Origin of the sequence: Kitasatospora sp. NBC_00240, assembly GCF_026342405.1 — a bacterium.
Classification (GTDB): domain Bacteria; phylum Actinomycetota; class Actinomycetes; order Streptomycetales; family Streptomycetaceae; genus Kitasatospora.
On record NZ_JAPEMU010000001.1, the window covers coordinates 4859787 to 4885339 of the forward strand.

General features: G+C 74.0%; 21 protein-coding genes, 1 pseudogene and 1 riboswitch. Of the genes and pseudogenes, 15 read left to right on the forward strand and 7 right to left on the reverse strand.

Going from position 1 to position 25553, the window contains the following annotated elements:
- The first annotated feature begins 3 nt into the window (after positions 1-3).
- On the forward strand, positions 4-1455 hold the full coding sequence (locus tag OG689_RS20595) for an MFS transporter (protein WP_266322355.1): 1452 nt from the start codon (positions 4-6) through the stop codon (positions 1453-1455).
- A 95-nt stretch (positions 1456-1550) separates the two neighbouring features.
- Here OG689_RS20595 and OG689_RS20600 read toward each other — a convergent pair whose 3' ends face one another.
- From OG689_RS20600 to hisC, 3 genes are all read right to left on the reverse strand, one after another.
- Positions 1551-1826, reverse strand: coding sequence for a hypothetical protein (locus OG689_RS20600; RefSeq protein ID WP_266322357.1), 276 nt, complete (start codon positions 1824-1826; stop codon positions 1551-1553).
- A gap of 75 nt (positions 1827-1901) precedes the next feature.
- Positions 1902-2837 carry a hydroxymethylbilane synthase gene (gene hemC, locus OG689_RS20605; RefSeq protein WP_266322359.1) on the reverse strand — a complete coding sequence of 312 codons (936 nt, stop codon included), beginning with the start codon at positions 2835-2837 and terminating at the stop codon, positions 1902-1904.
- A gap of 200 nt (positions 2838-3037) precedes the next feature.
- Entirely contained in the window at positions 3038-4117 is a 1080-nt protein-coding gene (hisC, locus tag OG689_RS20610; RefSeq protein ID WP_266322360.1) for a histidinol-phosphate transaminase, read from the reverse strand.
- Positions 4118-4474: 357 nt separating this feature from the next.
- Here hisC and OG689_RS20615 point away from each other — a divergent pair, with 357 nt between their 5' ends.
- From OG689_RS20615 to OG689_RS20625, 3 genes are all read left to right on the forward strand, one after another.
- Positions 4475-5632: a LacI family DNA-binding transcriptional regulator gene (locus OG689_RS20615; RefSeq protein WP_266322362.1), complete on the forward strand. Its 1158-nt coding sequence runs from the start codon at positions 4475-4477 to the stop codon at positions 5630-5632.
- 112 nt (positions 5633-5744) lie between these two features.
- Positions 5745-7052: a metallophosphoesterase gene (locus OG689_RS20620; protein WP_266322364.1), complete on the forward strand. Its 1308-nt coding sequence runs from the start codon at positions 5745-5747 to the stop codon at positions 7050-7052.
- A 190-nt stretch (positions 7053-7242) separates the two neighbouring features.
- Positions 7243-8205 (forward strand): hypothetical protein, encoded by a 963-nt coding sequence (locus OG689_RS20625; protein ID WP_266322365.1) that lies wholly within the window; start codon positions 7243-7245, stop codon positions 8203-8205.
- 147 nt (positions 8206-8352) lie between these two features.
- Here the strand turns inward: OG689_RS20625 and OG689_RS20630 are convergent, their stop codons facing one another.
- Positions 8353-8763: a hypothetical protein gene (locus OG689_RS20630; RefSeq protein ID WP_266322366.1), complete on the reverse strand. Its 411-nt coding sequence runs from the start codon at positions 8761-8763 to the stop codon at positions 8353-8355.
- 228 nt (positions 8764-8991) lie between these two features.
- Positions 8992-9936 carry a LysR family transcriptional regulator gene (locus OG689_RS20635; RefSeq protein ID WP_266322367.1) on the reverse strand — a complete coding sequence of 315 codons (945 nt, stop codon included), beginning with the start codon at positions 9934-9936 and terminating at the stop codon, positions 8992-8994.
- 105 nt (positions 9937-10041) lie between these two features.
- Here OG689_RS20635 and OG689_RS20640 point away from each other — a divergent pair, with 105 nt between their 5' ends.
- Positions 10042-10437, forward strand: coding sequence for a VOC family protein (locus OG689_RS20640; RefSeq protein WP_266322368.1), 396 nt, complete (start codon positions 10042-10044; stop codon positions 10435-10437).
- Positions 10438-10513: 76 nt separating this feature from the next.
- Positions 10514-10750, forward strand: a pseudogene (locus tag OG689_RS45050) (Bro-N domain-containing protein); the annotation flags it as partial.
- 301 nt (positions 10751-11051) lie between these two features.
- Here the strand turns inward: OG689_RS45050 and thiC are convergent.
- Positions 11052-12890, reverse strand: a complete 1839-nt coding sequence (thiC, locus tag OG689_RS20645) for a phosphomethylpyrimidine synthase ThiC (RefSeq protein WP_266322369.1) — start codon at positions 12888-12890, stop codon at positions 11052-11054.
- A riboswitch (TPP riboswitch) is annotated at positions 12886-13021 on the reverse strand. (Overlaps the previous gene by 5 nt.)
- A gap of 115 nt (positions 13022-13136) precedes the next feature.
- Here thiC and OG689_RS20650 point away from each other — a divergent pair.
- From OG689_RS20650 to OG689_RS20685, 8 genes are all read left to right on the forward strand, one after another.
- Entirely contained in the window at positions 13137-13337 is a 201-nt protein-coding gene (locus OG689_RS20650) for a hypothetical protein (protein WP_266322370.1), read from the forward strand.
- Positions 13338-13480: 143 nt separating this feature from the next.
- Complete coding sequence (locus OG689_RS20655; protein WP_266322371.1) at positions 13481-14950, forward strand: flotillin family protein; 1470 nt, start codon at positions 13481-13483, stop codon at positions 14948-14950.
- Between the two features lie 196 nt (positions 14951-15146).
- Complete coding sequence (locus tag OG689_RS20660) at positions 15147-17963, forward strand: PKD domain-containing protein (protein ID WP_266322372.1); 2817 nt, start codon at positions 15147-15149, stop codon at positions 17961-17963.
- A gap of 137 nt (positions 17964-18100) precedes the next feature.
- Entirely contained in the window at positions 18101-19105 is a 1005-nt protein-coding gene (locus OG689_RS20665; protein WP_266322373.1) for a ketoacyl-ACP synthase III, read from the forward strand.
- Positions 19102-19866: a glycosyltransferase family A protein gene (locus OG689_RS20670; protein ID WP_266322374.1), complete on the forward strand. Its 765-nt coding sequence runs from the start codon at positions 19102-19104 to the stop codon at positions 19864-19866. The genes OG689_RS20665 and OG689_RS20670 overlap by 4 nt, the downstream gene beginning before the upstream one ends.
- Positions 19867-19931: 65 nt before the next feature.
- Positions 19932-21401, forward strand: a complete 1470-nt coding sequence (locus OG689_RS20675; RefSeq protein ID WP_266322375.1) for a class I adenylate-forming enzyme family protein — start codon at positions 19932-19934, stop codon at positions 21399-21401.
- Positions 21398-22591, forward strand: coding sequence for a cytochrome P450 (locus tag OG689_RS20680; protein ID WP_266322377.1), 1194 nt, complete (start codon positions 21398-21400; stop codon positions 22589-22591). The genes OG689_RS20675 and OG689_RS20680 overlap by 4 nt, the downstream gene beginning before the upstream one ends.
- Positions 22591-23523 (forward strand): NAD(P)-dependent oxidoreductase, encoded by a 933-nt coding sequence (locus OG689_RS20685; protein ID WP_266322379.1) that lies wholly within the window; start codon positions 22591-22593, stop codon positions 23521-23523. Before OG689_RS20680 ends, OG689_RS20685 begins: the two co-directional genes overlap by 1 nt.
- A 95-nt stretch (positions 23524-23618) precedes the next feature.
- On the opposite strand, the gene OG689_RS20690 is transcribed toward OG689_RS20685, so the two are convergent.
- The gene (locus tag OG689_RS20690) at positions 23619-23819 is read right to left on the reverse strand and encodes a DUF5326 family protein (protein ID WP_266322381.1); all 201 of its coding nucleotides are present in this window, start codon (positions 23817-23819) and stop codon (positions 23619-23621) included.
- Between the two features lie 353 nt (positions 23820-24172).
- On the opposite strand from OG689_RS20690, the gene OG689_RS20695 reads away from it, so the two are divergent.
- Complete coding sequence (locus OG689_RS20695) at positions 24173-25489, forward strand: hypothetical protein (protein WP_266322383.1); 1317 nt, start codon at positions 24173-24175, stop codon at positions 25487-25489.
- The last annotated feature ends 64 nt before the right edge of the window (positions 25490-25553 follow it).

Genomic DNA, 25553 nt, shown 5'->3' on the forward strand with positions numbered 1-25553 from the left:
GCCATGACCGTGCTCGACCAGACCCCCCTGCCGCCGGCGGCGCCGAAAGCGCCCGCCACCATGACCGGACGCCAACGCCTCGTCCTGGTCGTCCTGCTGGCCGCCCAGTTCATGCTGGCCGTGGACTTCTCCATCCTCAACGTCGCCCTGCCGGTGATCGGCCGCGGCCTCGGCTTCCCGCTCGGCGGCCTGCAGTGGATCGTCACCGCCTTCGCCCTCAGCGCCGCCGGGTTCAGCCTGCTGTTCGGCCGGGTCGCCGACCTGTTCGGCCGGCGCCGGGTGTTCCTGGTCGGACTCGCCGTCCTCGCCGCCTCCTCGCTGGTGGGCGGCCTGGCGACCACCCCCTGGGTGCTGCTCGCCGCCCGGGTCGCGCAGGGCCTGGCCACCGCCGCCGTCACCCCCGCCGGGCTCGCACTGCTCACCACCGCGTTCCCCGAAGGCCCGCTGCGGGAGCGGGCACTGGGCCTGAACGGCGCGCTGATGTCGGCCGGTTTCACCTCCGGGGCTGTCCTCGGCGGGCTGCTGACCGACCTGCTCAGCTGGCGCTGGGCGTTCTTCGTCAACGTCCCGGTGGCGCTGGCCGTCCTGCTGGTGGCGCCGCGTCTGGTCCCCGAGTCCGCCGAGGGCCGCGGCGGCGCCGAGCGGCCCCGGATCGACCTGCCGGGCGCGGCCGCCGTCACCGGCGGCCTGCTCGCCCTGGTGTACGGCCTGACCCGGGCCGGCGAGCACGGCTGGGGCGACCCGCTCGCGCTCGGCGCGCTGGCCGTCGGCGCCCTGCTGCTGGTGGCGTTCCGGTTCGTCGAGCGGGCCGCCGCCCACCCGCTGGTACCCGTCCGGGTGCTGCGCCGCCGGACGGTCGTCTGGGGCAACCTGGCCGGCCTGATCGCCTTCGCCACCGAGACCTCGCTGGTCTTCCTGATGACGCTCTACCTGCAGCGGGTGCTCGGCTTCTCGCCGCTCGCCACCGGCCTGGCCTTCGCCGTCCTCGGCGCCGGGACGGTCCTCGGCGGGATCCGGGCCCCCCGGGTGATCCGCCGCCTCGGCACCCGGAACACGCTGGTCACCGGCCTGCTGGTGCAGGCGGCGGCGACCGCCGCACTGCTGCTGCTCGGCACCGGCACCGGCTGGCTGGCCCTGCTGCTGGCGGCCACCTTCGTCGGCGGCGTGGGCAACATGCTGGCGATCGTCGGCTTCATGGTGACCGCCACCTCGGGCCTGCCCGACCACGAGCAGGGCCTGGCCACCGGCGTCGCCACGATGACCCAGCAGGTCGGCATCACGCTCGGCACCCCGGTGATGAGCGCCGTGGTCACCGCCAGGATGACGGCCCTCGGCGGCGGCACGGCCACCGCCACGGTGCTCGGCGGGGTGGGTGTCGCCGTCCTGGCCAACACCGTCCTGGTCCTGCTGGGCGCGGCCGCCTCGGGAGCCTTCCTGCGCCGGCGCGGCGAGTGACGGACGGCGAAACGGCCGGCTGGGGGCATGCCGGCCGTGGAGCCGGGGCGGGGGACGGGCGGAGGGTCGCCCGTCCCCCGCCCCGGTCCCGCGGCTCACAGGCTCCGCAGTGCCGTCTCGCAGTCGCGGCAGCGCCTGGTCCGGTGCAGTGGCGGGTACCAGGGCTCCCCCGGTCCGGACGGCCGGTACGGCTCGTACTCCAGGGGCGCGGTGTCGATACCGCAGAACGTCCGCGGCGCCGGGTCCTCCGGCACGTCCGGGTCGCCCGCCGCGGCGTGGACCCAGCGCACCCGGGCGCCGACGTCCACCTCACCCTCGTCGAGCACCTCGGTGGACGGCTCCAGCTCCAGCAGCACGATGATCGAGGCCATACCCCGACCCTGCACCGCCCGGCCGCCCGCCGCATCCGGGCGGCGGCCGGTGGTGCGCGCCCGCGCCGGGCGCCCTCAGTGCGGGATGGTGTCGATCAGCTCGCGCGCGCCCTGGCGCAGCAGCGCGACCGCGACCGAGGTGCCCAGGGTGGCGGGGTCGAGCGGGCCGGCCCACTCGTGGGCGTCCAGCACGGTCTTGCCGTCGGGGGAGAAGACCCGGGCCCGCAGGGAGAGGCGGCCGTCCCGCTCGGCCTTGGCGTAGCCGGCGATCGGGCTGTTGCAGTGGCCCTGCAGCACGTGCAGGAACATCCGCTCGGCGGTGGTCTCCCGCCAGGCGTCGGCGTCGCCGAGCCCGGAGACGGTGTCGATGGTGCGGGTGTCGTCCTCGCGGCACTGCAGGCCGAGGACGCCCGCGCCGATCGGCGGGCACATCGTCTCGACCGGCAGGATCTCGGTGATCAGGTCGGGCCGTCCGATCCGCTCCAGGCCCGAGACGGCCAGCAGCAGGGCGTCGGCCTCGCCGGCGGCGAGCTTCTCCAGCCGGCGGTTGGCGTTGCCCCGCATCGGGACGCACTCCAGGTGCGGGTGCGAGACCGCGAGCTGGGCCCGCCGGCGCACCGAGGATGTGCCGATCCGGGCCCCGGCGGGGAGCTCGTCGAGGGTGCGGCCGGCGGGGTGGACCAGGGCGTCCCGGATGTCGTCCCGCTTGAGGAACCCGGCGAAGACCGTTCCGGCGGGCAGCGGCCGGTCGGCGGGCACGTCCTTGACGCAGTGCACCGCGAGGTCGGCCTCGCCGGCGAGCAGCGCGGCGTCGACCTCCTTGGTGAAGGCGCCCTTCCCGCCGAGCTGGGCGAGATCGCCCATCCAGCGGTCGCCCGAGGTGGTGACGGGGACGACCTCCGTCCTGATCCCGGGGTGCAGCGCGCCCAGTTCGGCGCGGACCCGTTCCACCTGGGCGAGGGCCATGGGGGAGGAGCGGGAGACGATGCGGATCAGTTCGGCGGAGGACATACCGAAAACGATAGACCGTCAGATTCCCTCTGCCCCAACATCCCTGGTGGGGTCGGGGCCGAACACCCGGATGCGCGCCCGGCAACGGTGCAGGGGGCGGTAAGAAGGGGCGCACCGCGTCGGCGGTGCGCCCCCTCGTCACGGCGCGGGCGGGCCCGGCACGGGCACCCGGACGGGCCGGGGCCGCGGCGGGCGGGCCGCTACAGGGCCTTGCGGAAGGTCTCGGCGGTCGCGAGGAAGATGTCGTTGCCGGCCGCCTCGCCGATCGAGACCCGGACGCCCTCGCCCGGGAACGGGCGGACGATCACACCGGCGGCGCCGCAGGCGGCGGCGAAGTCCAGGGTGCGCTCGCCGAGCCGGAGCCAGACGAAGTTGGCCTGCGAGTCGGTGACCGTCCAGCCCTGGGCGACGAGGGCGGCGAGCACCCGGGCCCGCTCCTCGACCAGGGCCTCGACCCGGACCAGCAGGGCGTCCTCGGCGCGCAGCGAGGCGACCGCCGCGTCCTGGGCGAGCTGGCTGACGCCGAACGGGACGGCGGTCTTGCGCAGCGCGGTGGCGACCGGCTCGTGCGCGACGGCGAAGCCGACCCGCAGCCCGGCCAGGCCGTACGCCTTGGAGAAGGTGCGCAGGACGCAGACGTTCGGGCGGTCGCGGTAGAGCTCGATGCCGTTGGGCACCTCGGCGTCGCGGATGAACTCGATGTAGGCCTCGTCGAGGACGACCAGGATCTCGGCCGGGACGGCGTCCAGGAAGCGCTCCAGCTCGGCGCGGTGGATCGCGTTGCCGGTCGGGTTGTTCGGGTTGCAGACGAAGATCAGCCTGGTCCGCCCGGTGATCGCGGCGAGCATCGCGTCGAGGTCGTGGTCCTCGGTCGCGGTGAGCGGCACCGGGACGGGGACCGCGCCGGCGACCTGGGTGATGATCGGGTAGGCCTCGAAGGAGCGCCAGGCGAAGATCACCTCGTCGCCGGGGCCCGCCGTGGCGAGGATCAGCGACTGGGCGACGCCGACCGAGCCGGTGCCGGTGGCGATGTGCTCGGCCGGGACGCCGAAGCGCGCGGCGAGCTCCTCCGTCAGCTCCGAGACCGCCATGTCGGGGTACCGGTTGAACGAGCCGGCCGCCGCCACCGCCGCGTCGAGCACGCCGGGCAGCGGCTCGTACGGGTTCTCGTTGGAGGACAGCTTGTAGGCGTCGGCTCCGGCGGGCTTGCCGGGCTTGTAGGTGGGGATGCCGTCCAGGGTCGGCCTCAGCCGGGGGCCCTGCGCTGCCGTACCGCTCACGCTCGTCTCCTTCTGTGCTCTGCTGCCGCGCGGCCTGTTTGCAGGTGCGCGGTGCTGATCATGTCCGCCGCGTGACGGGATCGCCGTACGCGGGGTACCGGGGTGCGCACCCGCCCCGGCCGGGTGCCTTGAACGATACCGACCGCGCTCACCCGTAGGAGTGACATGCCCGGCGGGCCGAGGGGTGCAGATCAGCCATTCTGCCGGGTTCCAATGGCACATGTCAGAGGTAAGACGGCTGATTTCCGCCGGGTATCGAAGGGACCGCCACCGCCTCGTTCATGGAGAAACGTATCTTCTCCGCTTCGGACCGCCCCGGTCACAGGGAGCCGTCATGAGCCATACGATCGGTCCGCCATGACAGCAGCAGCCAACCAGAGCGGTCGGCGACCCACCACCTCACGACGTCTGGAGCGGGCCGGCATCCGGGATGTGGCAGCAGCCGCCGGAGTGTCGATCACCACGGTCTCCGACGCGCTGAACGGTAAGGGGCGCCTGCCCGACGAGACCAGAAGCCGGGTCCGCGAGGTCGCCGAGCGCCTCGGCTACCGCCCCTCGGCCGCCGCCCGAACCCTGCGCACCGGCAGGTCGGGCCTGATCGGCCTGACCGTCACCACCTACGGCGAGGAGCCGTTCACCTTCACCGAGTTCGCCTACTTCGCCGAGATGGCCAGGGCCGCCACCAGCGCCGCGCTCGGCCGCGGCTACGCCCTGGTGGTACTGCCGGCCTCGTCCCGACACGACGTCTGGGGCAACATCGCCCTGGACGGCACCGTGGTGATCGACCCGCCCGACCAGGACCCCCTGGTCAGCGAGCTCTACCGGTCCGGCGTGCCGGTGGTCAGCGACGGCAAGCCCGGCAACTGCCCGGTCACCGCCTGGGTCGACAACGACCACGAGGCCGCCGTCCTGGGCATCCTCGACCACCTCACCGAGTCCGGCGCCCGCCGGATCGGCCTGCTCACCGGCACCAGCACCGACACGTACACCCGGCTCTCCACCGACGCCTACCTCGGCTGGTGCGGCCGGGTCGGCCAGGAGCCGGTGTACGAGACCTACCCCGCCCACGACCCGGCGGCCGGCGCGGTGGCGGCCGACCGGCTGCTCGCCCGCCCGGACCGCCCGGACGCCGTCTACGGCCTCTTCGACCCGAACGGCACCGACCTGCTGGCCGCCGCCCGCCGGTACGGCCTGCGGGTGCCCGACGACCTGCTGCTGGTCTGCTGCAGCGAGAGCGACGTCTACGCCGGCACCGAGCCCCCGATCACCACCCTGTCGCTCAAGCCGCGCCGGATCGGCACCACCGTGGTCAACCTGCTGATCGACGCCATCGAGGGCGTCGACTCGGGCACCGGGGTGGACGTCGGACGGCTCTTCCCGCCCCGCTTCCGGACCGCTGGGACGGGACCGCCGCCCGGCACCCTGATGCCCACCGAGCTGATCGTCCGGGCCTCCTCCCAGCGCCGCAGCACCCGAACCACCGTCAGCCCGCCCCGCTCCCCCGGCGAGGTCTAGTCCACTCAGTCCCGGACAAAACGGACCTCACGGGCCGCCCGACTGACGCTCCGGAGAATTGGATACCCACCAGGTGAGGACGCCGGGAGAGTGGTCTTCCTATGATGGGCGGATGACACCCGAGGACCGCTTCCCCGGGCCTGAACAGCCGGACTCAGGCCCCCGCCATCACCCGGACCTCGACGTGCTGCCCTACGGCTCCTACTTCGAGCCCGCGGAACCCACCGGCTACACCGACGGCTACTCCGAGACGTACAGCGCCTACGGCGGCGCCCGCTACCTCGAACAGCACTGGCCCTCCGCCCCGCAGCAGAGCGCCCCGCACCGCGAGGACCAGCACCAGCCGCTCTTCCAGGAGCAGGCCTTCCAGGATCCCGCCTTCCAGGAGCAGGCCTTCCAGGAACCGGGCTACCAGGAGGCAGGCTTCCAGGAGCCCGGCTACCAGGACCCCTCCTTCCAGGCGCAGGTCCCGCACGAGCCCACCCTGCACGACCTCGCCGCACAGCCGGCGCCGTCGCGCGAGGACCCGCCGACCATCGAGCTGGGCCCCCCGCTCACCGAGGACGGCCTGCCCTACTCCACCCCGTACCCCGCGCCCGACCCCAGCGAGCCCCCCGGCCCGCTGTACGTCGTCGGCGACGTGCACGGCTACCTCGACGAGCTGGTCGCCGAGCTGCGCCACCAGGGCCTGATCGACGCCGACGGCCACTGGTCCGCCGGCCGCTCCCGGATCTGGTTCCTCGGCGACTTCACCGACCGCGGCCCCGACGGCATCGGCGTCATCGACCTGGTCATGCAGCTCGCCGCCGAGGCCGCCGCCGCCGGCGGCTACTGCCGCGCCCTGATGGGCAATCACGAACTGCTCTTCCTCGGCGCGCACCGCTACGGCGACGAACCCGTGCAGTCCACCGCCGGCACCGCCTCCTTCCTCGCCGCCTGGCGGCTCAACGGCGGCCAGCAGCACGACCTCGACCGGCTGGAGTCGCACCACATCAGCTGGCTGTCCCGGCTGCCCGCGATGGCACTGGAGGACGACCACCTGCTGCTGCACTCCGACACCACCGCCTACCTGGAGTACGGCGAGTCGATCGCCGAGGTCAACGACGCCGTTCACAACCTGCTCGCCGACGAGGGCGCCGACGAGTGGTGGGACGCCTTCCGCCGCTTCACCAAGCGGTTCGCCTTCCGCGGCAACGCCGGCCCCACCGCCGTCCACGAGCTGCTCGACGCCTACGGCGGCCGGCGCGTCGTGCACGGCCACAGCCCCATCCCGTACCTCACCGGCGCGGCCCACGCCGAGGACGGCGCGCCCCCGCACATCCCCGGCCCGTACGTCTACGCCGACGAGCTGGCCGTCGCCATGGACGGCGGCGTCACCATGGAAGGCCGCCTGCTGATCGCCCGACTGCCCGTCAACTGAACCGGTCCGGAAGGGATGCCAGGGAGCATCCCGCACGCCCCCGGCGCTGAAATTCCGGAAACCGACTGTCTGTGCGCCCCCACCCGCCCCTACCATCGAGGCACACCGCACCAGGCCGCCCCGGCCCCACCCTCCGAAGGCGTACCCCGGTGCGGAAATCCACCTCCGTGACGGAGCGAACGGGGTCCGCATGAACAACGCCCCGCACCTGCTGGCCGAGGACCGCCCGGACTTCGAGCGCCTCCTCGACGAAGCACTGCGCGACGGAACCATCCTGGCGGCACTGCGCGAACGCGAACCGGGTACCGGCACCGGCAGCACCGGCACCGGGAACACCGCCCGCCTCACCTCCGAGCAGCTGCGCACCAAGGCGCTGCTCGCCGCGAGCGCCATCGCCTCGGGCGCCGCCGTCGAGTACGAGCACTACACCCGGCTGCGCGACAACCTGCGCGCCGGGACCGGGCGGCCGCGGCCCGCCCCCGTCCACGAGTCCACCCCGCGCAGCACCGGCCCTCGGAACATCGGCGAACTCGCCGCCCAGCTCAGCTCCGAGGACGGCGCGGGCCTCTTCCCCGTGCTCACCGTCCTGGCGCCGATCCTGGCCGGCGCCGCCGGGCTGGTCTTCCTGCTGCTCGGGTACGTGCTGAGCACCGCCGCCCCCGAGCTGGTGCTGGGCCGCTCCCTGCTCACCGCGGGCTGGCTCGCGCTCGCCATCGGCGCCGGCGCGATGGTCATCGGCATCGTCGGACTCGTCCTGACCGCGCTGCGCGACGGCGCCGGTCCGCCGGACGAGACCGATCCCGAACTGCGCGCCGAGGTGGCCGACGCCCGCCGGGCCTGGCAGCTCGCGCTGCGGGACCGCGCCCTGCTGCCCTACCTGCGGGCCAACCTGGACTCGGAGCCCGCGCTGCCGCCGTTCACCCCGGCGCCCCGGGCCGCGCCGGCCGCCGAGAGCACGGGCGAGCACCGCGACCCGCCCACCCCGCCGGACTTCAGCAGTCCCGGCTACAGCGGTGCGAGTTTCAGCAGCCCCGGCTTCTCCAGCCCCGGGGTCGAGGGCGTCACCGACCCCGAGGGCCGCACGCCGCGCACGGCCGAGTTCAGCAGCCCGGGCTACAGCCCGCCCGCCTTCACCAGCCCCGACGACGTCTGACTCCCCCGGAAGGACGGACCGGGCCCGCCCCGGAGGCGGCGCGGCGGACACGCCGAACGCCGTCCCGGTGGCGGACGGGCCCTGTGGGACGGCGTTCGACCGTCACTGGTCCGACGTGCCCGGAGCAGCTGCCCCGGGCCGGCCGGTTCAGCCTGCCTGGTTCGCCTGGCCCGGCTGCTGCACGGGCGCCGGCTGAGCGGGCGCGGCCGGCTGGAAGGGCTGGGCGGGCGCGTCCGCCGGGTAGGCCTGGGCCGGCTGGAAGACCTGCGGCGCGGGCGCGTTGCCGCGGGTGGCCAGCGAACGGACGAAGTTGAAGATCAGCACGCCGGGCAGGATGAACGCCTTGAAGAACAGCAGGTACTCGCCGCCCTCGAAGATGAATCCGAGGTAGATGCCGTAACCGAGGAAGCCGACACCGGCGACCGCGTTGAAAATACGCCAGCCGATGCTGAGGGCACCGAAATTGACGGCACCGATGGCAACCATCGCGACACCGCTGATGCACAGCAGCACGACGTACCAGGAGAAGAGGGGCTCGGCGCTGAAGTCGAGATTCAAGAGAAATCCTGTGGGTATATCGGACAAGCGATCGACGGGGACGACGGCGTACGCTACTGGACCGCGACGGTCCGCGTATACTCCGATATTTTTCCGTGACTTTCCGCGTCAGCAGATGTCCTGACAAATCGTTTCGAAGTCAGCGCCGCGGTGGCCGATCGCCCCCGCCGCCGCCCCCACCGGGCAGGCCCGCCTCACCTCGCGTCGGTCGGCGCCCCCACCGCAGGATCAGCTCCGGGCTGTCGCCCCCGGGCCCGCCGGCCCGCCCGCGGCGTCCGCCGCCGCCCGGACGAACTCGCGTACCCGCGCGGTGGTGTTGCCCTCCAGCCAGACCGGACCGCGCTCGATCGGCGGGGCGTCCCGGATCGGCACGTAGGCGACGTCAGGACGCGGGTAGTACTGCCGGGAGTGGGCGCCGACCGGCAGGACGCCCCTGCCCATGGCGACCAGGGTGAGCATCTCGGAGAAGGTCCCGCCGGCCGGGCCGGCCGGCACCGGGCGGCCGGCCGGCGTACGGTCCGGCGTACGGTCCCGCTTGAAGGCGGCGGAGGTCACCGCCGGGTACTGGATCACCGGGTGCTCCGCCAGCACCTCGACGGACACCGACTCCTCGCCGGCCAGCGGGTGCCCGGCGGACACCGCCAGCACCCTTGGCTCCGTCAGCAGCACCGGCCCGCAGGCCATCCCGTCGAACGGGTAGGAGGCGATCAGTACGTCGACCGAGCCGTCCAGCAGGCTTGCCCGGGAGTTGGACAACTGCACCTCCCGCACGTCCACCCGGCACTCGGGGTGACGCTCGGTGAACAGCGCGACCGCCTTGAGCAGCACCGGCGCCGTCCACTCGCCGAGGAAGGCCACCCGCAGCTCGCCCGTGACGCCCCGGGCCGCGTCGGCGGCCCGCCGCAGGGCCTGCTCCATGCCGGCCACCAGGGGGGCCAGGTCGTCCGCCAGCTGCCGGCCGACCGCGCTCAGCCGGACGCTGCGGCTGGTGCGCTCGAACAGGGTGCCGCCGATCCGGCGCTCCAGCTTCCCGATCACCTGGCTGACCCGGCCGGTGGTGATCCCCAGCCGCTCGGCGGTCCGGCCGAAGTGCAGCTCCTCGGCCAGCGTCAGGAAGATCCGGGTCTCCAGCCGCTCCCACATGTCGTACCCCCGTCGTTTAATCCTGCTCAACGATCGTATTCCGATCGTGCCTTGATGCCGGATTCCCACCGGCGAATCATGGAAGACAGCAGGCCGGACACCCTCTCCGCCGCAACCCACCACCCGGGAGCACCGATGCCGAACCTTCGCGTGAAGGCCTTCGACCACCTCGTCCTCAACGTCCAGGACGTCGAGCGGGCGCTGGACTTCTACCTCGGCCCGCTCGGCCTGGAGCCGGTCCGGGTCGACGAGTGGCGCGCCGGCAAGGCGCCGTTCCCCTCGGTCCGGATCACCCCGGAGACCATCATCGACCTGGTGGACGGCGCCCGGGGCGAGTCCAACGTCGACCACATCTGCCTCACCGTGGAGCCCCTGGACTGGCAGGAGGTCATCGACTCGGGCACCTTCACCGTCCTGGAAGGGCCGGTCGGCCGCTACGGCGCCCGCGGCAGCGCCACCTCGGTCTACGTCCAGGACCCGGACGGCAACACCGTCGAGCTCCGCTGGTACCCGCAGGACGCCGGCGCCTGAACCCCGGCCGCCGCCGACACCCCGGGCGCCCGGCCGCGGTCCGAACGAGTCGAGGCGCCAGGGCCACGAGGTCCGTGTGGTCACCATCGACGGGGAGCCCTGGTGGGTGGCCGCGGATGTCGCCTCGGTGCTCCGGATCGCGCGCGTGCATGACGCCGTGCGAGGGCTCGACGACGACGCAAAGGGTGCGGGTACTATCCGCACCCCTGGCGGTGACCAGCAGCTTTCCATCGTCAGCGAGTCCGGCCTCTACTCACTGATCCTTCGTTCCAGGAAGCCCGACGCCAAGAGGTTCCGCCGCTGGGTGACCCACGAGGTGCTTCCCGCGATCAGGAGGACCGGCCGCTACCAGGCCGAGGAGGACCCGGCCTCGGAACTCCCGTCCGAGACCGCCGTGATCTTCAGGTCGGTCGCGCGAGCGGGCCTGGAGGCCCTCCTCGCCCTGGCCCGGACCGATCCCCGCGACGCCGCCGCCATCATCGCCGAGGCACTGTCCCGGGCGAGCCCCGAGAGCGCGGGGCACCGGAAACAGCGCTGCTCCGGGAGCCCCCTCCTGCCCCCGGAACAGCGCTGCTCCACGCCTCGTCACGCACCCGACGGGGCGCGACGGACCGTCAGTCCGCCAACGGCAGGTACACCCGGTTGCCCTTGGCGGCGAACTCGGCCGACATCGCGGCCATGCCGGCCGCCGCCTCCGGGTCGAACTCCGTCGCCACCGCCGTCGATCCGTCTCCGTGCTCGTCGCGGATCTTCTGGGAGATCTTCATCGAACAGAACTTCGGGCCGCACATCGAGCAGAAGTGCGCCGTCTTGGCGGGCTCCGCCGGCAGCGTCTCGTCGTGGAAGGCCCGGGCCGTCTCCGGGTCGAGGGCCAGGTTGAACTGGTCCTCCCAGCGGAACTCGAACCGGGCGTCCGAGAGCGCGTCGTCCCAGTCGCTGGCGCCGGGGTGGCCCTTGGCCAGGTCGGCGGCGTGCGCGGCGATCTTGTAGGTGATGACGCCGGTCTTCACGTCGTCCCGGTTGGGCAGGCCCAGGTGCTCCTTGGGCGTGACGTAGCAGAGCATCGCCGTGCCCCACCAGGCGATCATCGCCGCGCCGATGCCCGAGGTGATGTGGTCGTAGCCGGGGGCGACGTCGGTGGTGAGCGGGCCGAGGGTGTAGAACGGCGCCTCGTCGCAGATCTCCTTCTGGAGATCCATGTTCTCCTTGATCTTGTTCATCGCGACGTGGCCGGGGCCCTCGATCATCACCTGGACGTCCCGGTCCCGGGCGATCCGGCCGAGCTCGCCGAGGGTCTGCAGTTCGGCGAACTGCGCCTGGTCGTTGGCGTCCGCGGTGGAACCGGGGCGCAGGCCGTCACCGAGCGAGAAGGTGACGTCGTAGCTCGCGAGGATGTCGCAGAGCTCCTCGAAGTTGGTGTAGAGGAAGTTCTCCCGGTGGTGGGCCAGGCACCAGGCCGCCATGATCGAGCCGCCGCGCGAGACGATGCCGGTCTTGCGCCGGGCCGTCATCGGCACGTACCGAAGCAGCACGCCGGCGTGCACGGTCATGTAGTCGACGCCCTGCTCGCACTGCTCGATCACGGTGTCGCGGTAGACGTCCCAGCTCAGCTCCTCCGCCTTGCCGTCGACCTTCTCCAGCGCCTGGTACAGCGGCACGGTGCCGATCGGGACGGGCGAGTTGCGCAGGATCCACTCACGGGTGGTGTGGATGTTGCGGCCGGTGGAGAGGTCCATCACGGTGTCGGCGCCCCAGCGGGTCGCCCAGGTCATCTTCTCCACCTCCTCCTCGATCGAGGAGGTGACCGCGGAGTTGCCGATGTTGGCGTTGATCTTCACCAGGAAGTTGGTGCCGATGATCGCCGGCTCGACCTCCGGGTGGTTCACGTTCAGCGGGATCACCGCCCGGCCGCGGGCCACCTCGGAGCGGACGAACTCCGCCTCCAGGCCCTCCCGCAGGGCGATGAACTCCATCTCCGGCGTGACGATCCCGCGCCTCGCGTAGGCGAGCTGGGTGACGGCCGCGCCGTCGCGGCCGCGCAGCGGGCGGCGCGGGCGGCCGGGGAAGACGGCGTCGAGGTTGCGCAGGTCCCCGCCGCGCGGCGAGGTGTGCTTGATCCCGTCGTCCTCCGGGCGGGCCTCGCGGCCGTCGTACTCCTCGACGTCGCCGCGCTGGCGGATCCACGCGTCGCGCAGGGCCGGCAGGCCGCGCCGGACGTCCGGCTCGTACGAGGGGTCGGTGTACGGGCCCGAGGTGTCGTACAGCGGGACGCTCCCGCCGTTGGTGAGGACCACCTCGCGGTACGGAACCCGCAGGTCGGGGCGGGATCCCTCACGGTAGGCCTTGCGCCAGGCGGGGGTCGGGTAGCCGCTGGCCGCGCTGCTGACCGGGCTGCCGGCCGCGCCGCCCGCCGGGCTCTGGGCAGACTTCTCCGGTGTTTCGAACATGGTCATCTGACCTTCTACTCCCTACGCCGGCATTACCCGGTCCAGGTTCCTGCGGTCGACGCAGCGGTTGGTACGCGTGGTGGCGTACCGTTCAGCGCCCTCTCAGCCCGGTGCTCCGAGCTCCCGTGTCTACGGACGGTTTTGTCCGCAACAAGACCTCAACACCGTAGCGGGCACCGCGGGTGGCGGTCCAGAGGGGGTCCAGGAAGCGGCCGCGCGGGCACACTGGGAGCCGACGGAGAGGGGTCCGCGGTGGTCGGCAGCACGGGACGGGTGACGGGGACGGTCGGCGACGGTCTGGTCGGCGAGGTGATGATCCACGTGGTGGCCAGGCAGGGGTCGGAGGCGTTCCTCGCCCATCCGGCGTTCCCCGGGGAGCGGCTGGCGGTCGGCACCCGGGTGGTCGTGGTCGAGTACCAGCCGCCACGGACGGTGTACGTAACACCGGCCTGACCGGCTGATACAGAATCAGGACACCAGCTGCTTCCCAAGTGATCGGAACAGGCGCAGAATCTCCGCTGCCACCGTGTTCCGCGCCATCCTGCACAACAGAGCGCAGCCACGGAACCGGTGTGCCCTGAAGGGGGAATCAGCCGATGCTCATCGGCATCGCAGGGGCGGCCGTCGCCTCGATCATCATCCTGATCGTGCTCTTCAAGCTCATGTGGCGGGTCGCCGAGCCCAACGAGGCACTGATCATCTCCGGGTCCAAGCACCGCGCCGAGGGAGTCGGTGAGGGGCTGGGGTTCCGGGTCGTCACCGGCCGCGGGACGCTCGTCACCCCGGGCGTCCAGGTCGTCCGCAAGCTGTCGCTGGACCTCAACGAGGCCGACCTCGACGTCGAGTGCGTGACCTCGCAGGGGATCCCGGTGCACGTCAAGGGCGTTGTGATCTTCAAGGTGGGCGACGACACGGTGTCGATCGCCAACGCCGCCCGCCGCTTCCTGGACCAGCAGGCGATGATGGGCCACCGCGTCCACAACGTCTTCGCCGGCCATCTGCGCTCCATCGTCGGCGGGCTGACCGTCGAGGACATGATCCGCGACCGCGAGCGGCTCACCGGGGAGACCCGGGCCGCCTCCGGCACGGAGATGGAGAAGCTGGGCCTGATCATCGACTCGCTGCAGATCCAGGAGATCCTGGACCCGACCGGGTACATCCAGAACCTCGCCGCCCCGCACGCCGCCCGGGTCATGCGGGACGCCCGGATCGCCCAGGCCGAGGCGGACCGCCAGGCCACCGAGGCCGAGCAGGAGGCGTTCGCCCGCAAGGCCGAGGCCACCCGCAACAGCGGCATCCAGCAGGCCGGCTACCAGGCCGAGATGGAGACCGCGACGGCCCGCGCCATGCAGGCCGGCCCGCTCGCCCAGGCCGCCTCCCGCCAGGAGGTCGTGGTCCAGGAGACCAAGGTCGCCGAGCTGGAGGCGCACCGCAAGGAGCAGCAGCTGCAGGCGGACGTCCGCAAGCCCGCCGACGCCCGCGCGTACGAGACCCGGACCAAGGCCGACGCCGACCGCGACGCCCGGATCTCGGCCGCCCAGGCCCAGGCCAAGGAGACCGAGCTGAAGGCCGCCGCCGAGGCGAACCGGGTGAAGATCGCGGCCCTCGCCGAGGCCGAGGCCACCAAGGCCAGGGGCCTGGCCTCCGCGGACGCGACCCGGGCCACCGGCCAGGCGGAGGCCGCCGCCGCCGAGGCCAAGGGCCTGGCGGCGGCGGAGGCCGCCCGGGCGCTCGGCCTGGCCGAGGCCGAGGCGATCAAGGCCCGCGCGGCCGCCCTGGCGGAGAACCAGGAGGCCGTGGTCGCCCAGCAACTCGCCGAGAACTGGCCGGAGATCGTCCGGGCCGGGGCCGAGGCGTTCGGCAACGTCGAGCACATGGTGCTGCTCAACGGCGCCGAGGGGATGGGCGAGATGTTCGCCAAGGCGCTGACCATGGGCGGGACGGGCCTCGGCCTGGCCCGCCAGCTGCTGGGGACGATGAACGGGGCCGCCGGCGGCGCCGAGCTCCCCGCGCAGCCGGGCGCGGAGCGCCCCCGCGCGCAGGCGGTCCCGGTCCAGGACGCCTGACCGGGCCGTACCGCGGTGCCCCGGGCCGGGGCACCGCGGTACGGCACCCACCGGGGATACCCCGTGGCACACACGATCTTCACGGCGCTAGTCTGATTTTCACTCAGAACCGCTGGAGCCCGGGGCCCACAGCGGATCCCGCCGGTCAGCCCGTCGCGCGGACGCGCGGGCGGCCGCCTCCAGGGGGAACAGACAGATGCGCATCCGTCATGCCGTCGGCCTCGCCGCCGCCACCGTCTCCGCCGTCCTCGGCCTGCCCGCCATCACGGCGCACGCCGACGCGGGCGGCGTCCTGAACGTCGACAACCGGGCCGCCGCCAACTGCAGCGACGCCGGCACCGGCACCGCCGCCCGCCCGTACTGCACCCTCCAGGCCGCCGTCGACGCGGCGCAGCCCGGCCAGACCGTCCAGGTGGCGCCGGACACCGACTTCACCGGTGAGGTCCGGGTGACCCGCTCGGGCACCCCGGGGCATCCGATCGTCATCAACGGCGCGCCGATCGGCATGTACACCTACAGTCACCAGCCCAGCCTGACCAGCACGACCGGGCACGTCTTCACCGTGGACGGCGCCTCCGACGTGGTGATCCGGGGATTCCTGATCAACAACACCGCCCAGCCGGTCGTCATCAAGGACTCCAGCCGGATCCAGGTCGACCAACTGATGGCGGAGTGGTACCTCGGCAAGACCCTGCCGGCCGGCTCGGCCGCGCTCCGGGTGACCGGGCACAGCGACCAGGTCACCGTCACCCGGTCGGTTTTCTACGCCAACGCGGGCGTCGTGGTGGAGTCCGGCTCGCAACGGACCACCTTCATCGGCAACGACATCGGCACCTCCCAGGGCGGCGGGCTGAGCATCACCGACGGGCCCGGCACGGTCGTCGTCAACAACACGGTGGTGGGCAGCAACGGCCCGGGCATCGCCCTGCTGGGCGCCTCCGCCGGCTCGGTGGTCGAGAACAACATCGTCGTCTCCCAGGGCACGATCCCGCGCGGCGCGCCGATCTCGGTGGCGGCCGGCTCCACCGCGGCGACGAAGGTCGACTACAACATCGTCCACCCGCTGAGCGGGACGGAGGCCTACAGCTGGGGCGGCGCCGGGCACCTGTCCCCCGCGGCCTTCACCGCGGCCACCGGGCAGGGCGCGCACGACGTGGACGCGGCGATCGCCTTCACCGACAACCTCTTCCACCGCCCCGGCAACGGCGACACCGCCGCGATCGACTCCGCCGACCCCGACGTGCCGGGCCTGCCGGACACCGACCTGTACGGCAGTGCGGTGGTGGACAATCCGCTGGTCGCGGGCACCGGCCCGCACGGCAGCCTGCGCGACCGCGGCGCGGCGGAGGTGCAGGGCCTGACCGAGGTCGGCATCGACACGCGCTCCGCCGACCACCCCGCCGGCCCCGGCATGCGGGGCGCGCTCCCGTACGCCGTCGAGTTCACGGCGACGCCCTACAACACCTGGCCGACCGGCGTCACCTACAGCTACGACTTCGGTGACGGTTCCGCGCCGCTGGTGACGACCGAGGTCAAGGTCCGGCACACGTACACCCAGGCCGGCGTGTTCACCCCGTACATCACCGCGACGGACAGCACCGGTCACCGGGTCGTCTCGTACCCGGGCTACGTCGAGGCCAGGCCGGACGCCCCGCTGACGCCCGTGCTCAAGGCGTGGCCCAGCCGCACCGACCCGCTGGGCTTCGACCTGAACACCAACGACACCACCAGCCCGTGGCAGATCAAGTCGTACTCGATGGACTTCGGTGACGGGACGTCCGACTCCCACTACTACGACGGCTTCGGCCACACCTACGCCCGGCCCGGCACCTATACCGTCACGCTGACCGCCACCGACTGGGCCGACCGCACGGCCAGCACCAGCCTGCAGGTGACCGCCGCCTACACGGCGGCCGGGTTCACGGCGATCGCGCCCGTCCGGGTGGCCGACACCCGGGTCACCAACAGCCGCTACACCCAGCGCGGGGCCTGGAGCTCCCTCGACGTCTTCGTGCGCGAGAACGAGGTCGAGTACAACAACGTCCGGATCCCGGTGGTGCCGCAGGGCGCCACCGCGGTGGTGCTCAACCTGACGGCCACCGGGGCCACCGGCAACGGATTCCTCAGCGCGACCCCCAACCGGGGTGAGCGGCCGACCACCTCGAACGTCAACTACGGCCCCAACCAGGACGTCGCGAACGTGGTGACGGTGCCGATCGGCGAGGACGGCAACGTCACCATCGCCAACACCGGCGGCGCGGTGGGCGTGGTGGTCGACGTCCTCGGCTACTACAAGGCCGACAGCACCGGGAAGTTCAGCGGCGTCGCGCCCGCCCGGCTGCTGGACACCCGCAAGCCCGGCGACGCCCCGATCGGCCAGGACGCGGTGCGTCCGCTGAAGGTCACCGGCTCCGGCGGCGTGCCCGCGAACGCCACCTCGGTCGTCCTCAACGTGACCGCCGCCGACGCCACCGCCGAGAGCTTCCTGACCGCCTACCCGGCGGGCACCAGCCGCCCGTCCGCCTCGAACCTGAATGTGCGGCCCGGGCAGATCGTCCCCAACCAGGTGATCGTCCCGGTCGGGACGGACGGCACCGTCAACCTGTACAACCACCTGGGCAGCACCCAGGTGATCGTGGACGTCTTCGGCTACTACAGCCCGGACGGCAAGGGCCTGTTCACGCCCGTCGTACCCGCCCGGCTGCTGGACAGCCGGCAGGGCGGCGGGGCGCTCGGCCAGGGCGGCTCGCGGACCGTCGGCGGCGTGCCGGCCGGCGCCTTCGCGGCGGTAGCCAACATCACCGCCACCGGGACGACCGCCGCGACCCACCTGATCGTGCACGCCACCGGCACCGCCGTCCCCGACACCAGCAACCTGAACCCGGTGCCCGGCCGCGACGTGCCGAACCAGGTCACCACCCCGGTGAGTGCCGACGGCAGGTTCGACATCGTCAACCACATGGGCAGCACCCACGTGATCGCCGACCTGTTCGGGTACTTCACCAACGGCTGAGCAGGACCGGGCAGCCCCGTCGCCGTGCCCGTCCGCCGTACCGGCGGGCGGGCACCCGCGCGTTCAGGCCCCGACCAGGGCCGATCTGAGTACCCGTACTCAAGCCTTCCGGCCGCCGCTGCCGCCACCATGAGGGTATGGACCTTCCGATACCGCGAGTCGGCATCACGGCCGTCGGCTCGTACCTGCCCTCCCGACGGTTGACCTCCCAGCAGCTCCAGGACGAGGTGACGGCCGGACTCCGGCTGCCGGAGCGGATGTTCGAGAAGGCGACCGGCATCGTCACCCGGCACTTCGCCGCCGACGGCGAGTACGCCTCCACCCTCGCGCTGGGCGCCGCCCGCCGGGCCCTGGACGCCCGGGGGATCGACCCCCTCGACATCGACCTGCTGCTCTGGGCCTCCGCCACCCGCGACGTCTGCGAGCCCGCGACCGCTCATCTGGTCCAGGCCGAACTCGGCTCCCGGGCGCACGCGTTGGACGTCAGCAACGCCTGCAACAGCTTCCTCAACGGGATCGACCTGGCCCGGGCCATGATCCTGGCCGGCCGGGCCCGCCGCGCCCTGGTGGTGACCGGTGAGACGCCCAGCCGGGCCATGCGGCGCGACCCGGGCGGCCTCGCCGACTTCCGGGAGGGGTTCGCCGGCTACACCTTCGGCGACGCGGGCGCGGCCGTGGTCGTCGAACCGGTGGAGCGCGGCGGCATCCTCGACGTCGAGACCGAGACGGCCTCCGAGCACTGGGCGGTGGGCGGCATCCCCGGCGGCGGGTCCCGGCACCCGCGCGGCGACGAGTACAGCTACTTCCGAGGCGGCGGCAAGGAGTTGCGCGGTGTCTTCGAGAAGATCGGCGGCGACATCCTGACCCGGGTCGCGGCCCGGACCGGCCTCGGCTGGGACGCCTACGCCCGTGTCCTGGTCCACCAGGTGACCGTGCCCTACCTGGAGCGCTTCGTGGAGCTCACCGGCGTGCCGGCCGAGAAGCTGGTGCTCACCGTGCCCGACCTCGGGAACATCGCCAGCGCCACCCTCGGGGTCCAACTCGACCGGGTGCAGGGCGAACTGGACCCCGGCGACAAGGTCCTGCTGGTGGGCCTCGGCGGCGGCGTGAGCCTGATGACCATGGTCTGGGAGGCGTCGTGAACGGCGCCCCCACCGGCGGCCGGGCCCCGCTCTGGGTGATCGTCCCGGCGTACCAGGAGGAGGCCAGGATCGGCGACACCCTGACCGCCCTCGCCCGCCAGCACGACCAGGACTTCACCCTGCTGGTGGTGGACAACGGCTCCACCGACCGGACGGCCGAGATCGCCCGCGCCTTCGCCGCCGCCGCGCCGTTCCCGGTCCAGGTGCTGGTCGAGCCGGAGAAGGGCGTCGGCTGCGCGGTCGACACCGGGTTCCGGCACGCCGTCGCGCAGGGCGGGCGGCTGCTGGCCCGCACCGACGCCGACTGCGTCCCGCAGCCCACCTGGACGGCCGCCGCCCGGATCGCGCTGACCGAGGCGCCCGGCCTGGTCTGCGGCCGCATCCTCGCCCGCCGCGACGAGCACGGCCCGCTCGGCCGCGCGGGCTTCCGGGTCCTGGTGGCCACCGCCGCCGCGTTCGGGCGGATCCGGCCGGCCCACCACCGGCGGCACGGCTTCCTGGCGCCCTACCGGATGCACGCGGGCAACAACATGGCCGTCACCGCCGAGCTGTACCTGGCCGTCGGTGGCATGCCCCGGCGCCCGTCGCCGACCGACCGCGCCTTCCTCAACCGGGTCCGCCGGCACACCACCGCGATCAGCCGCTGCCGGGCGATGGTGGTGCACAACTCCACCCGCCGGCTGACGGCGTACGGGGTGCTGACCACCGCCCGCTGGTACCTGGACCGGGGCAGCGGCCGGCACGCCACCGACCCGCGCTGACGCCGCCGCGCCCGCCCGTCACCGCAAGGCCCGACCCCCTCCCGCCCGCACAGAAAGGTCCCCCCGTGCTGGAAACCCTCGTCCCGGCGCTGCGCGCCGCCGGCACCCGCCCCGCCGTCCTGCACCGGACCAGGACCGGCGCGGTGCGGACCAGGATCCGCTCGGCCGACCTCGCCGACCTCGCCGAGGCGTACGCCGCCGCCTTGCACCGCCGCGGCCTGGCGCCCGGCGACACCCTCGGCGTGGCCGTCCGCCCCGGCCCGCGCGCCCTGGCCGTCATGCTCGCCGCGCACCACCTGGGGGTGCGGATCGCGGTGCTCGACCCGTCCGCCGGGCCCGACGTGCTGCAGGCCAGGCTGTCACTGGCCCGGCCCGCGCTGGTCCTGGCGGACGCCGCCGCGCAGGCGGTGGCCGGCTGGGCCCGCCCGCTGGCCCGCCGGGCCCGGCTCGCGCTGCCGCCGCTCGCCGCCCTGGGCCCGGTCGCCACCCTCGGGCCGCGCCTGCCCGGCTGCGCGCCCCGGCTGCGACCGGGCGCCGGCGGCCCGCCGCCCGCCGCCGACCCGGGCCCCGACGCGGACGCCGTGATCGTCTTCACCTCCGGCACCACCTCCAGCCCGCGCGCCGTCGTGCACAGCCGGGCCGGGCTGGCGGCGGGCCTGCGGACGGTCGCCGAACTGGTCCGCCCGCAACCGGGGTCGACCGTCCTCGGCGGCACCTTCTTCGTCCTCGTCCCGGCGCTCGCGGCCGGCGCCGCGGTCGCCCTGCCGGCCCGCTCGCCCGACGCCCTGGCCGGCCAACTGCACCGGCTGGCACCGTCCGAGACCTATCTGACGCCACCGCAGCTGCGCGCCGCGCTGGCCGCCGGGGCACGCTTCTCCGGCCGGGTGTGGACGGGCTCCGCCCCGGCCGGCGCCGACCTGCTGGGCCGGGTCAAGCAGGCCGGCGCCGCCGAGGCGTGGAGCGTCTACGCCCTGACCGAGCTCTTCCCCGCGGCGGCCGCCGAGGAGGCCGAGAAGGCCGCCTGGACCGGGGACGGCGACCTGGTCGGCCACCCGCTGCCGGGCGTCCGGGCCGAATTCTCGCCGGCCGGCGAACTGCTGCTCACCGGGCCCGGCGCCCGCCACCGCTACCTCGGCGAGGAACCCGACCCCTGGGTCCGCACCGGGGACCGCGCGACCCTCACCGCGGACGGCCGGATCGCGCTGGCCGGCCGCTGCAAGGACATGGTGCTGCGCCGCGCCGAGAACATCTACCCCGGCCTGTACGAGCCGGCCCTGCACCTGCCCGGGGTCGAACTGGCCGTGCTGGTCGGCGTCCCCGCCGGTGACGGCGACGAACGGCTGGTCGCGCTCGTCCAGCCGCGCTCCGGGACGGACGAGCGGCGGCTGCGCTCCGCCCTGGAGGCGCCGCTGGCCCGGATGGGCAGCGCCAGGCCGGACGCCGTCCTGTTCGCCGACGTCCCGCTGGCCGGGCGCTCGCGCAAGCCCGACCGCGGCGCCGCGTCCCGGTACTGCGCCGAGGAGCTGGCCCGGTGACCGCGCCACTGGTCGGGCCGTACGCCACCCCGCGCCGGGCGCACCGCACCGCCCGCCGCCGCGACCGCCGGGTCTACCTGCGCAGCCACCCGGTGCTGTTCGCGCTGCTCGCGGCGACCCGAAGCCGCCCGGTGGTCCGGATCGGCCGGACCGTCCTGGTGCACGGCACCGACGCCTACCGCGAGGTGCTGACCCACCTCCCGCTGGACCGCACCGCCGAGGGCACCACCGGCGGCGCCGCCGCCCGGCTCACCGACGGCGGACTGCTCTTCGACCAGGACGGCGCCGGGCACCGGGCCGCCCGCCGCACGCTCGCCGCCGACCTCGGCAGCGGCGCCGTCGCGCGACTGCGTCCGCTCTGGCAGCGCGTCCTCACCGAGCGGCTCGCCGTCCTGGCCCCGGACGACCACTCCCGGGGCCCCGGTACCGGCCGACCCGGCGGCGACGCCACCGTCGACCTGGTCGAACTGGCCAGGGAGGTGGCCGGCGCCACCACCGCCGCGCTGACCGGCTGCGCCGCCGATCCGCTCCTGCTCGCCCGGACCGCCGCCGACGCGGCCGCCGCCACCGCCCGGGACCACCTGCCGGGCCGGCGCCGCCCGGGCAGCGCCGACACCGCCGCGCGGGCCGCCGCCGACCTCACCGCACTGCTCCCGGACGCCCTGGACGCCATGGTCGCCGTGGCCGCCGTGAACACCACGGTGGCCGCCCTGCCGCGGGCCGCCGCCTGGTGCGCCGACGCCGGACTCTGGGCCGGCCTCACCCCCGCCACCGCCCCCGCGCTCGCCGCCGAACTGCTCCGGCTGACCGCGCCCTCGCCGATCCTGCCCCGGGTCGCGGCCGCCGACGCCACCGTCGCCGGCCGCCCGGTCGGCCGCGGTGACCGGCTGGTCCTGGTCGCCCGGCACGCCGCCCAGGCTCAGCTCGACACCCCGGCCGACCCGGCCGCCGCCACCCAGGCCGTGTTCGGCGCCGGCCCGCACGCCTGCCCGGGCGCCGGGCTGGCCCGGGCGCAGCTCGCCGACTTCCTGCTGGCCCTGGCGCCGTACCGGCCGGTCGTGGTGCGCGCCCGGGTGGACCGCCGCTCCGCCCTGCCCGGCTACGCCGAACTACGGGTACGGGCCGGACTTCCGGCCAGGACCGGACCTCCGGCCAGGACCGGACCTCCGGGGGGAGAGGACGCGCCGTGATGCGGATAGCGGTCACCGGCGCGAGCGGCTTCTGCGGTTCGTACGTGGCCCGCGCGGCCGCCGCCCAGGGTGCCGAGGTGCTCTGCCTGGGCCGCAGTCCGGGCCCGCTCGGCCGCCACATCCCGTGGGACGCCACCGCCGGCCGCCCGGACCTGGCCGGCGCCCACCTGGTGGTGCACTGCGCGGCGGCGGTCGGCGACCCGGCCCCCGGCTCCCCGGACGAGGCCCGGCAGTACGCCGTGAACGTCGAGGGCACCGCGCGGCTGCTCGAGGCGGCGGGCGGGCGGCCGGTGGTCTGGGTGAGCAGCGCCAGCGTCTACGACCCGCGGCCGGACCGCTCGCTGGTCGGCGAAGGCCACCCCACCACGGACGGGCACCTGAACGCGTACGGGCGGAGCAAGGCGGCGGGCGAGCGGCTCGCCCTGGACGCCGGGGCGGTGGTGCTGCGCCCGCGCGCGGTGTACGGCCCGGGGGATCCGCACCTGGTGCCGCGGCTGCTGGAGCGGATCCGCGGTGGGCGGTTGCTGTTGCCCGGGCCGGACGTCGCGCTCAGCCTGACCGCCGTGCAGAACCTCGCCGACGCCTGCCTGGCCGCTGCCGACTGGGCGCCCGGCGCGTACAACATCGCCGATGCCCGCCCCTACCGGCGCGACGACGCCGTCCGCCGGGTGCTGCGCGCCCACGACCGGGAGGTTCGGATCAACCATCTGCCCGTCCGGCTGGCGGAGTTCGCGGCCCGTACCGGGCTGGTCCCGGGCCTCACCCCGTACGCGGTCGACCAGTTGGCCCGCAGTGTGGTGCTGGACATCGCCCGGGCCCGGGCCACCGGGTGGCGCCCCCGCTGGGACCTCGACGCCGTGCTGCTGCGCGAGCGACGGGAACGGCTGGAGCGCAGGGACCGGCGGGAGCGGCTCGGGCGGCCGGAGGCCTGAAGTCCCGGGCCGGAGGCGGCGAACCGGCGCCGTGACGGGGGAACGCCGGAGCGCCCGCACCCCGGACAGGGGGTGCGGGCGCTCCGGCGTCGGTGTCAGCTCCTGGCGGCCTTCTTCACCAGGATCACCACGGCCGCGGCGATGCCGACCACCACCAGGACCTTGAGCAGCAGTCCGATCAGGGCGCCCACCACGCCCACCACGAACCACAGGATGTTCCACGCCAGGATCAGCACGATGATCGGGACGACGATGTTCCGCACCCACGAGGGCAGCGACTTCCAGAGCTCAGCCATGTCCGTTCCTTACTCTCCCCTCGGGCCGGCTGCCTTCTGGTGCCGCATCCCGTCTGCTTCGGTACTTCGATCGTACGGGTGCCGGTGCACCGGAACGAGGGGCGGCGGCCCCGAGAGAACCCGGAGATCACCCCGAGCCCCGACCCCGACGCCCGACCCCGAGTCCGGACCGGATCCGGGCCCGAGCGGCCGGGCTTGGGCGGCGCGGGAATCCCCAACCCGCCTGCCGCGGACAAAGTTTCGGGACCCGTGCAACCCGGGGGGACCGCCGGAGGTCTATCAGGTACGCGCGGCTTCACGGAGGCGGGCCGCCGGGCACCTCTCCGCTCCGTCCTCCTGGGGGAATCCACACCATGCTCCTGCGCCGCCCAGCGGTCGCCCTGGCCCTGCTCACAGCCCTGGCCCTGCCGCTCTCCGCCCTCGCCGCCGGGACCGCCACGGCCGCGCCCGCCACCGCGCCCGCCATCGCACCGGCCGCCGCACCGGCCCCCACCGCACCGGCCGGGTACGTGCCGGTGAACCCGATCCGCGCCTACGACACCCGGGACTCCTTCCTCACGACGTGGGCGAGCTACTCGCCGATCGGCCCGGACGAGAACCTCACCGTCCCGCTCGCGCCCTACACCAGCCACATGCCGCCGGCCAGGGCGAACGTCGTGCCGGCGGACGCCACCGCCGTGGTGGTCAACGTGACCGCCACCGCCCCGACCACCGACGGCTACCTCAGTCTGAGCGCGATGGCGGGCGCCCCGCGGACGGTGCCGACCACGTCGAGCGTGAACTTCACCGTCGGGCAGACCGTGTCCAACCTGGTGACGGTGCCGGTGGCCCAGAACGTCTCCGTCCCGGGATCCGGGGGGGACCAGCACCTGCCGACGATCAACGTCTACAACCACACCGGCGCGACCCATGTGGTGATCGACATCCTCGGCTACTACCAGCCCGGTGCCGCCGCCAAGTACGAGCCCACGACGCCGACCCGGCTGCTGGACACCCGCGAGGGCTCCGGCACCAAGCTCGGGCCGGACACCAGCCGCGGCCTGGTCGTCGGACGCGAAGACCTCGGCACGCGCGGCGCCACCGCCGTGGTCCTGAACGTCACGGTCACCGACCCCGACGCGGACAGCTTCCTGACCGTCTTCCCGCCGCTGCAGTACGTGCCCACCACCTCCAACATCAACTTCGCCCCCGGCCGGACCGTCCCCAACCAGGTGGTGGTGCCGCTGAACTACGGCGACAAGATCAACCTCTACAACCACCTCGGCAGCGTCCACGTGATCGTCGACCTGGTCGGGTACTACAGCCCCGCCGGCCACGGGCTCTACTCCGCCATGGCGCCCGCCCGGCTCTTCGACAGCCGGACGAACGGCGGCAAGCGCCCGCCGTACAGCTCCACCACCGTCCCCGTGGCGGGCACCGCGGGCATCCCCGCCGAGGCCACCGCCGCCACCCTCAACGTCACCGCGACCGAGCCGGACACCGCCGGGCACCTGATCGTGCACCCGGCCGGCACCGCCCTGCCGAACACCTCCAACGTCAACTTCACCACGGGCGGGACTTCGGCCAACGGCGTCACCGCCCAGCTCGGGGGCGGCGGCGTGGAGATCGCCAACCGCAGCGGCGCCACCCACGAGGTCGTCGACGTGACCGGCTGGTTCACCAACGGCTGAGCCACCGCCGGGTCGCCGACGGGCCGACGGCCGCCGGCGACCCGGACCAGCCCGAACCGGCTCG

Bases quoted from the DNA above. Each gene is read 5' to 3' on its own strand.
- hemC (WP_266322359.1), bottom strand. From the start codon at position 2,837: ATGTCCTCCGCCGAACTGATCCGCATCGTCTCCCGCTCCTCCCCCATG.
- OG689_RS20620 (WP_266322364.1), top strand. From the start codon at position 5,745: ATGACACCCGAGGACCGCTTCCCCGGGCCTGAACAGCCGGACTCAGGC.
- OG689_RS20660 (WP_266322372.1), top strand. From the start codon at position 15,147: ATGCGCATCCGTCATGCCGTCGGCCTCGCCGCCGCCACCGTCTCCGCC.
- OG689_RS20685 (WP_266322379.1), top strand. From the start codon at position 22,591: ATGCGGATAGCGGTCACCGGCGCGAGCGGCTTCTGCGGTTCGTACGTG.
- OG689_RS20600 (WP_266322357.1), bottom strand. From the start codon at position 1,826: ATGGCCTCGATCATCGTGCTGCTGGAGCTGGAGCCGTCCACCGAGGTG.
- OG689_RS20625 (WP_266322365.1), top strand. From the start codon at position 7,243: ATGAACAACGCCCCGCACCTGCTGGCCGAGGACCGCCCGGACTTCGAG.
- OG689_RS20695 (WP_266322383.1), top strand. From the start codon at position 24,173: ATGCTCCTGCGCCGCCCAGCGGTCGCCCTGGCCCTGCTCACAGCCCTG.
- OG689_RS20595 (WP_266322355.1), top strand. From the start codon at position 4: ATGACCGTGCTCGACCAGACCCCCCTGCCGCCGGCGGCGCCGAAAGCG.
- thiC (WP_266322369.1), bottom strand. From the start codon at position 12,890: ATGACCATGTTCGAAACACCGGAGAAGTCTGCCCAGAGCCCGGCGGGC.
- OG689_RS20655 (WP_266322371.1), top strand. From the start codon at position 13,481: ATGCTCATCGGCATCGCAGGGGCGGCCGTCGCCTCGATCATCATCCTG.
- OG689_RS20690 (WP_266322381.1), bottom strand. From the start codon at position 23,819: ATGGCTGAGCTCTGGAAGTCGCTGCCCTCGTGGGTGCGGAACATCGTC.
- OG689_RS20640 (WP_266322368.1), top strand. From the start codon at position 10,042: ATGCCGAACCTTCGCGTGAAGGCCTTCGACCACCTCGTCCTCAACGTC.
- OG689_RS20665 (WP_266322373.1), top strand. From the start codon at position 18,101: ATGGACCTTCCGATACCGCGAGTCGGCATCACGGCCGTCGGCTCGTAC.
- OG689_RS20615 (WP_266322362.1), top strand. From the start codon at position 4,475: ATGACAGCAGCAGCCAACCAGAGCGGTCGGCGACCCACCACCTCACGA.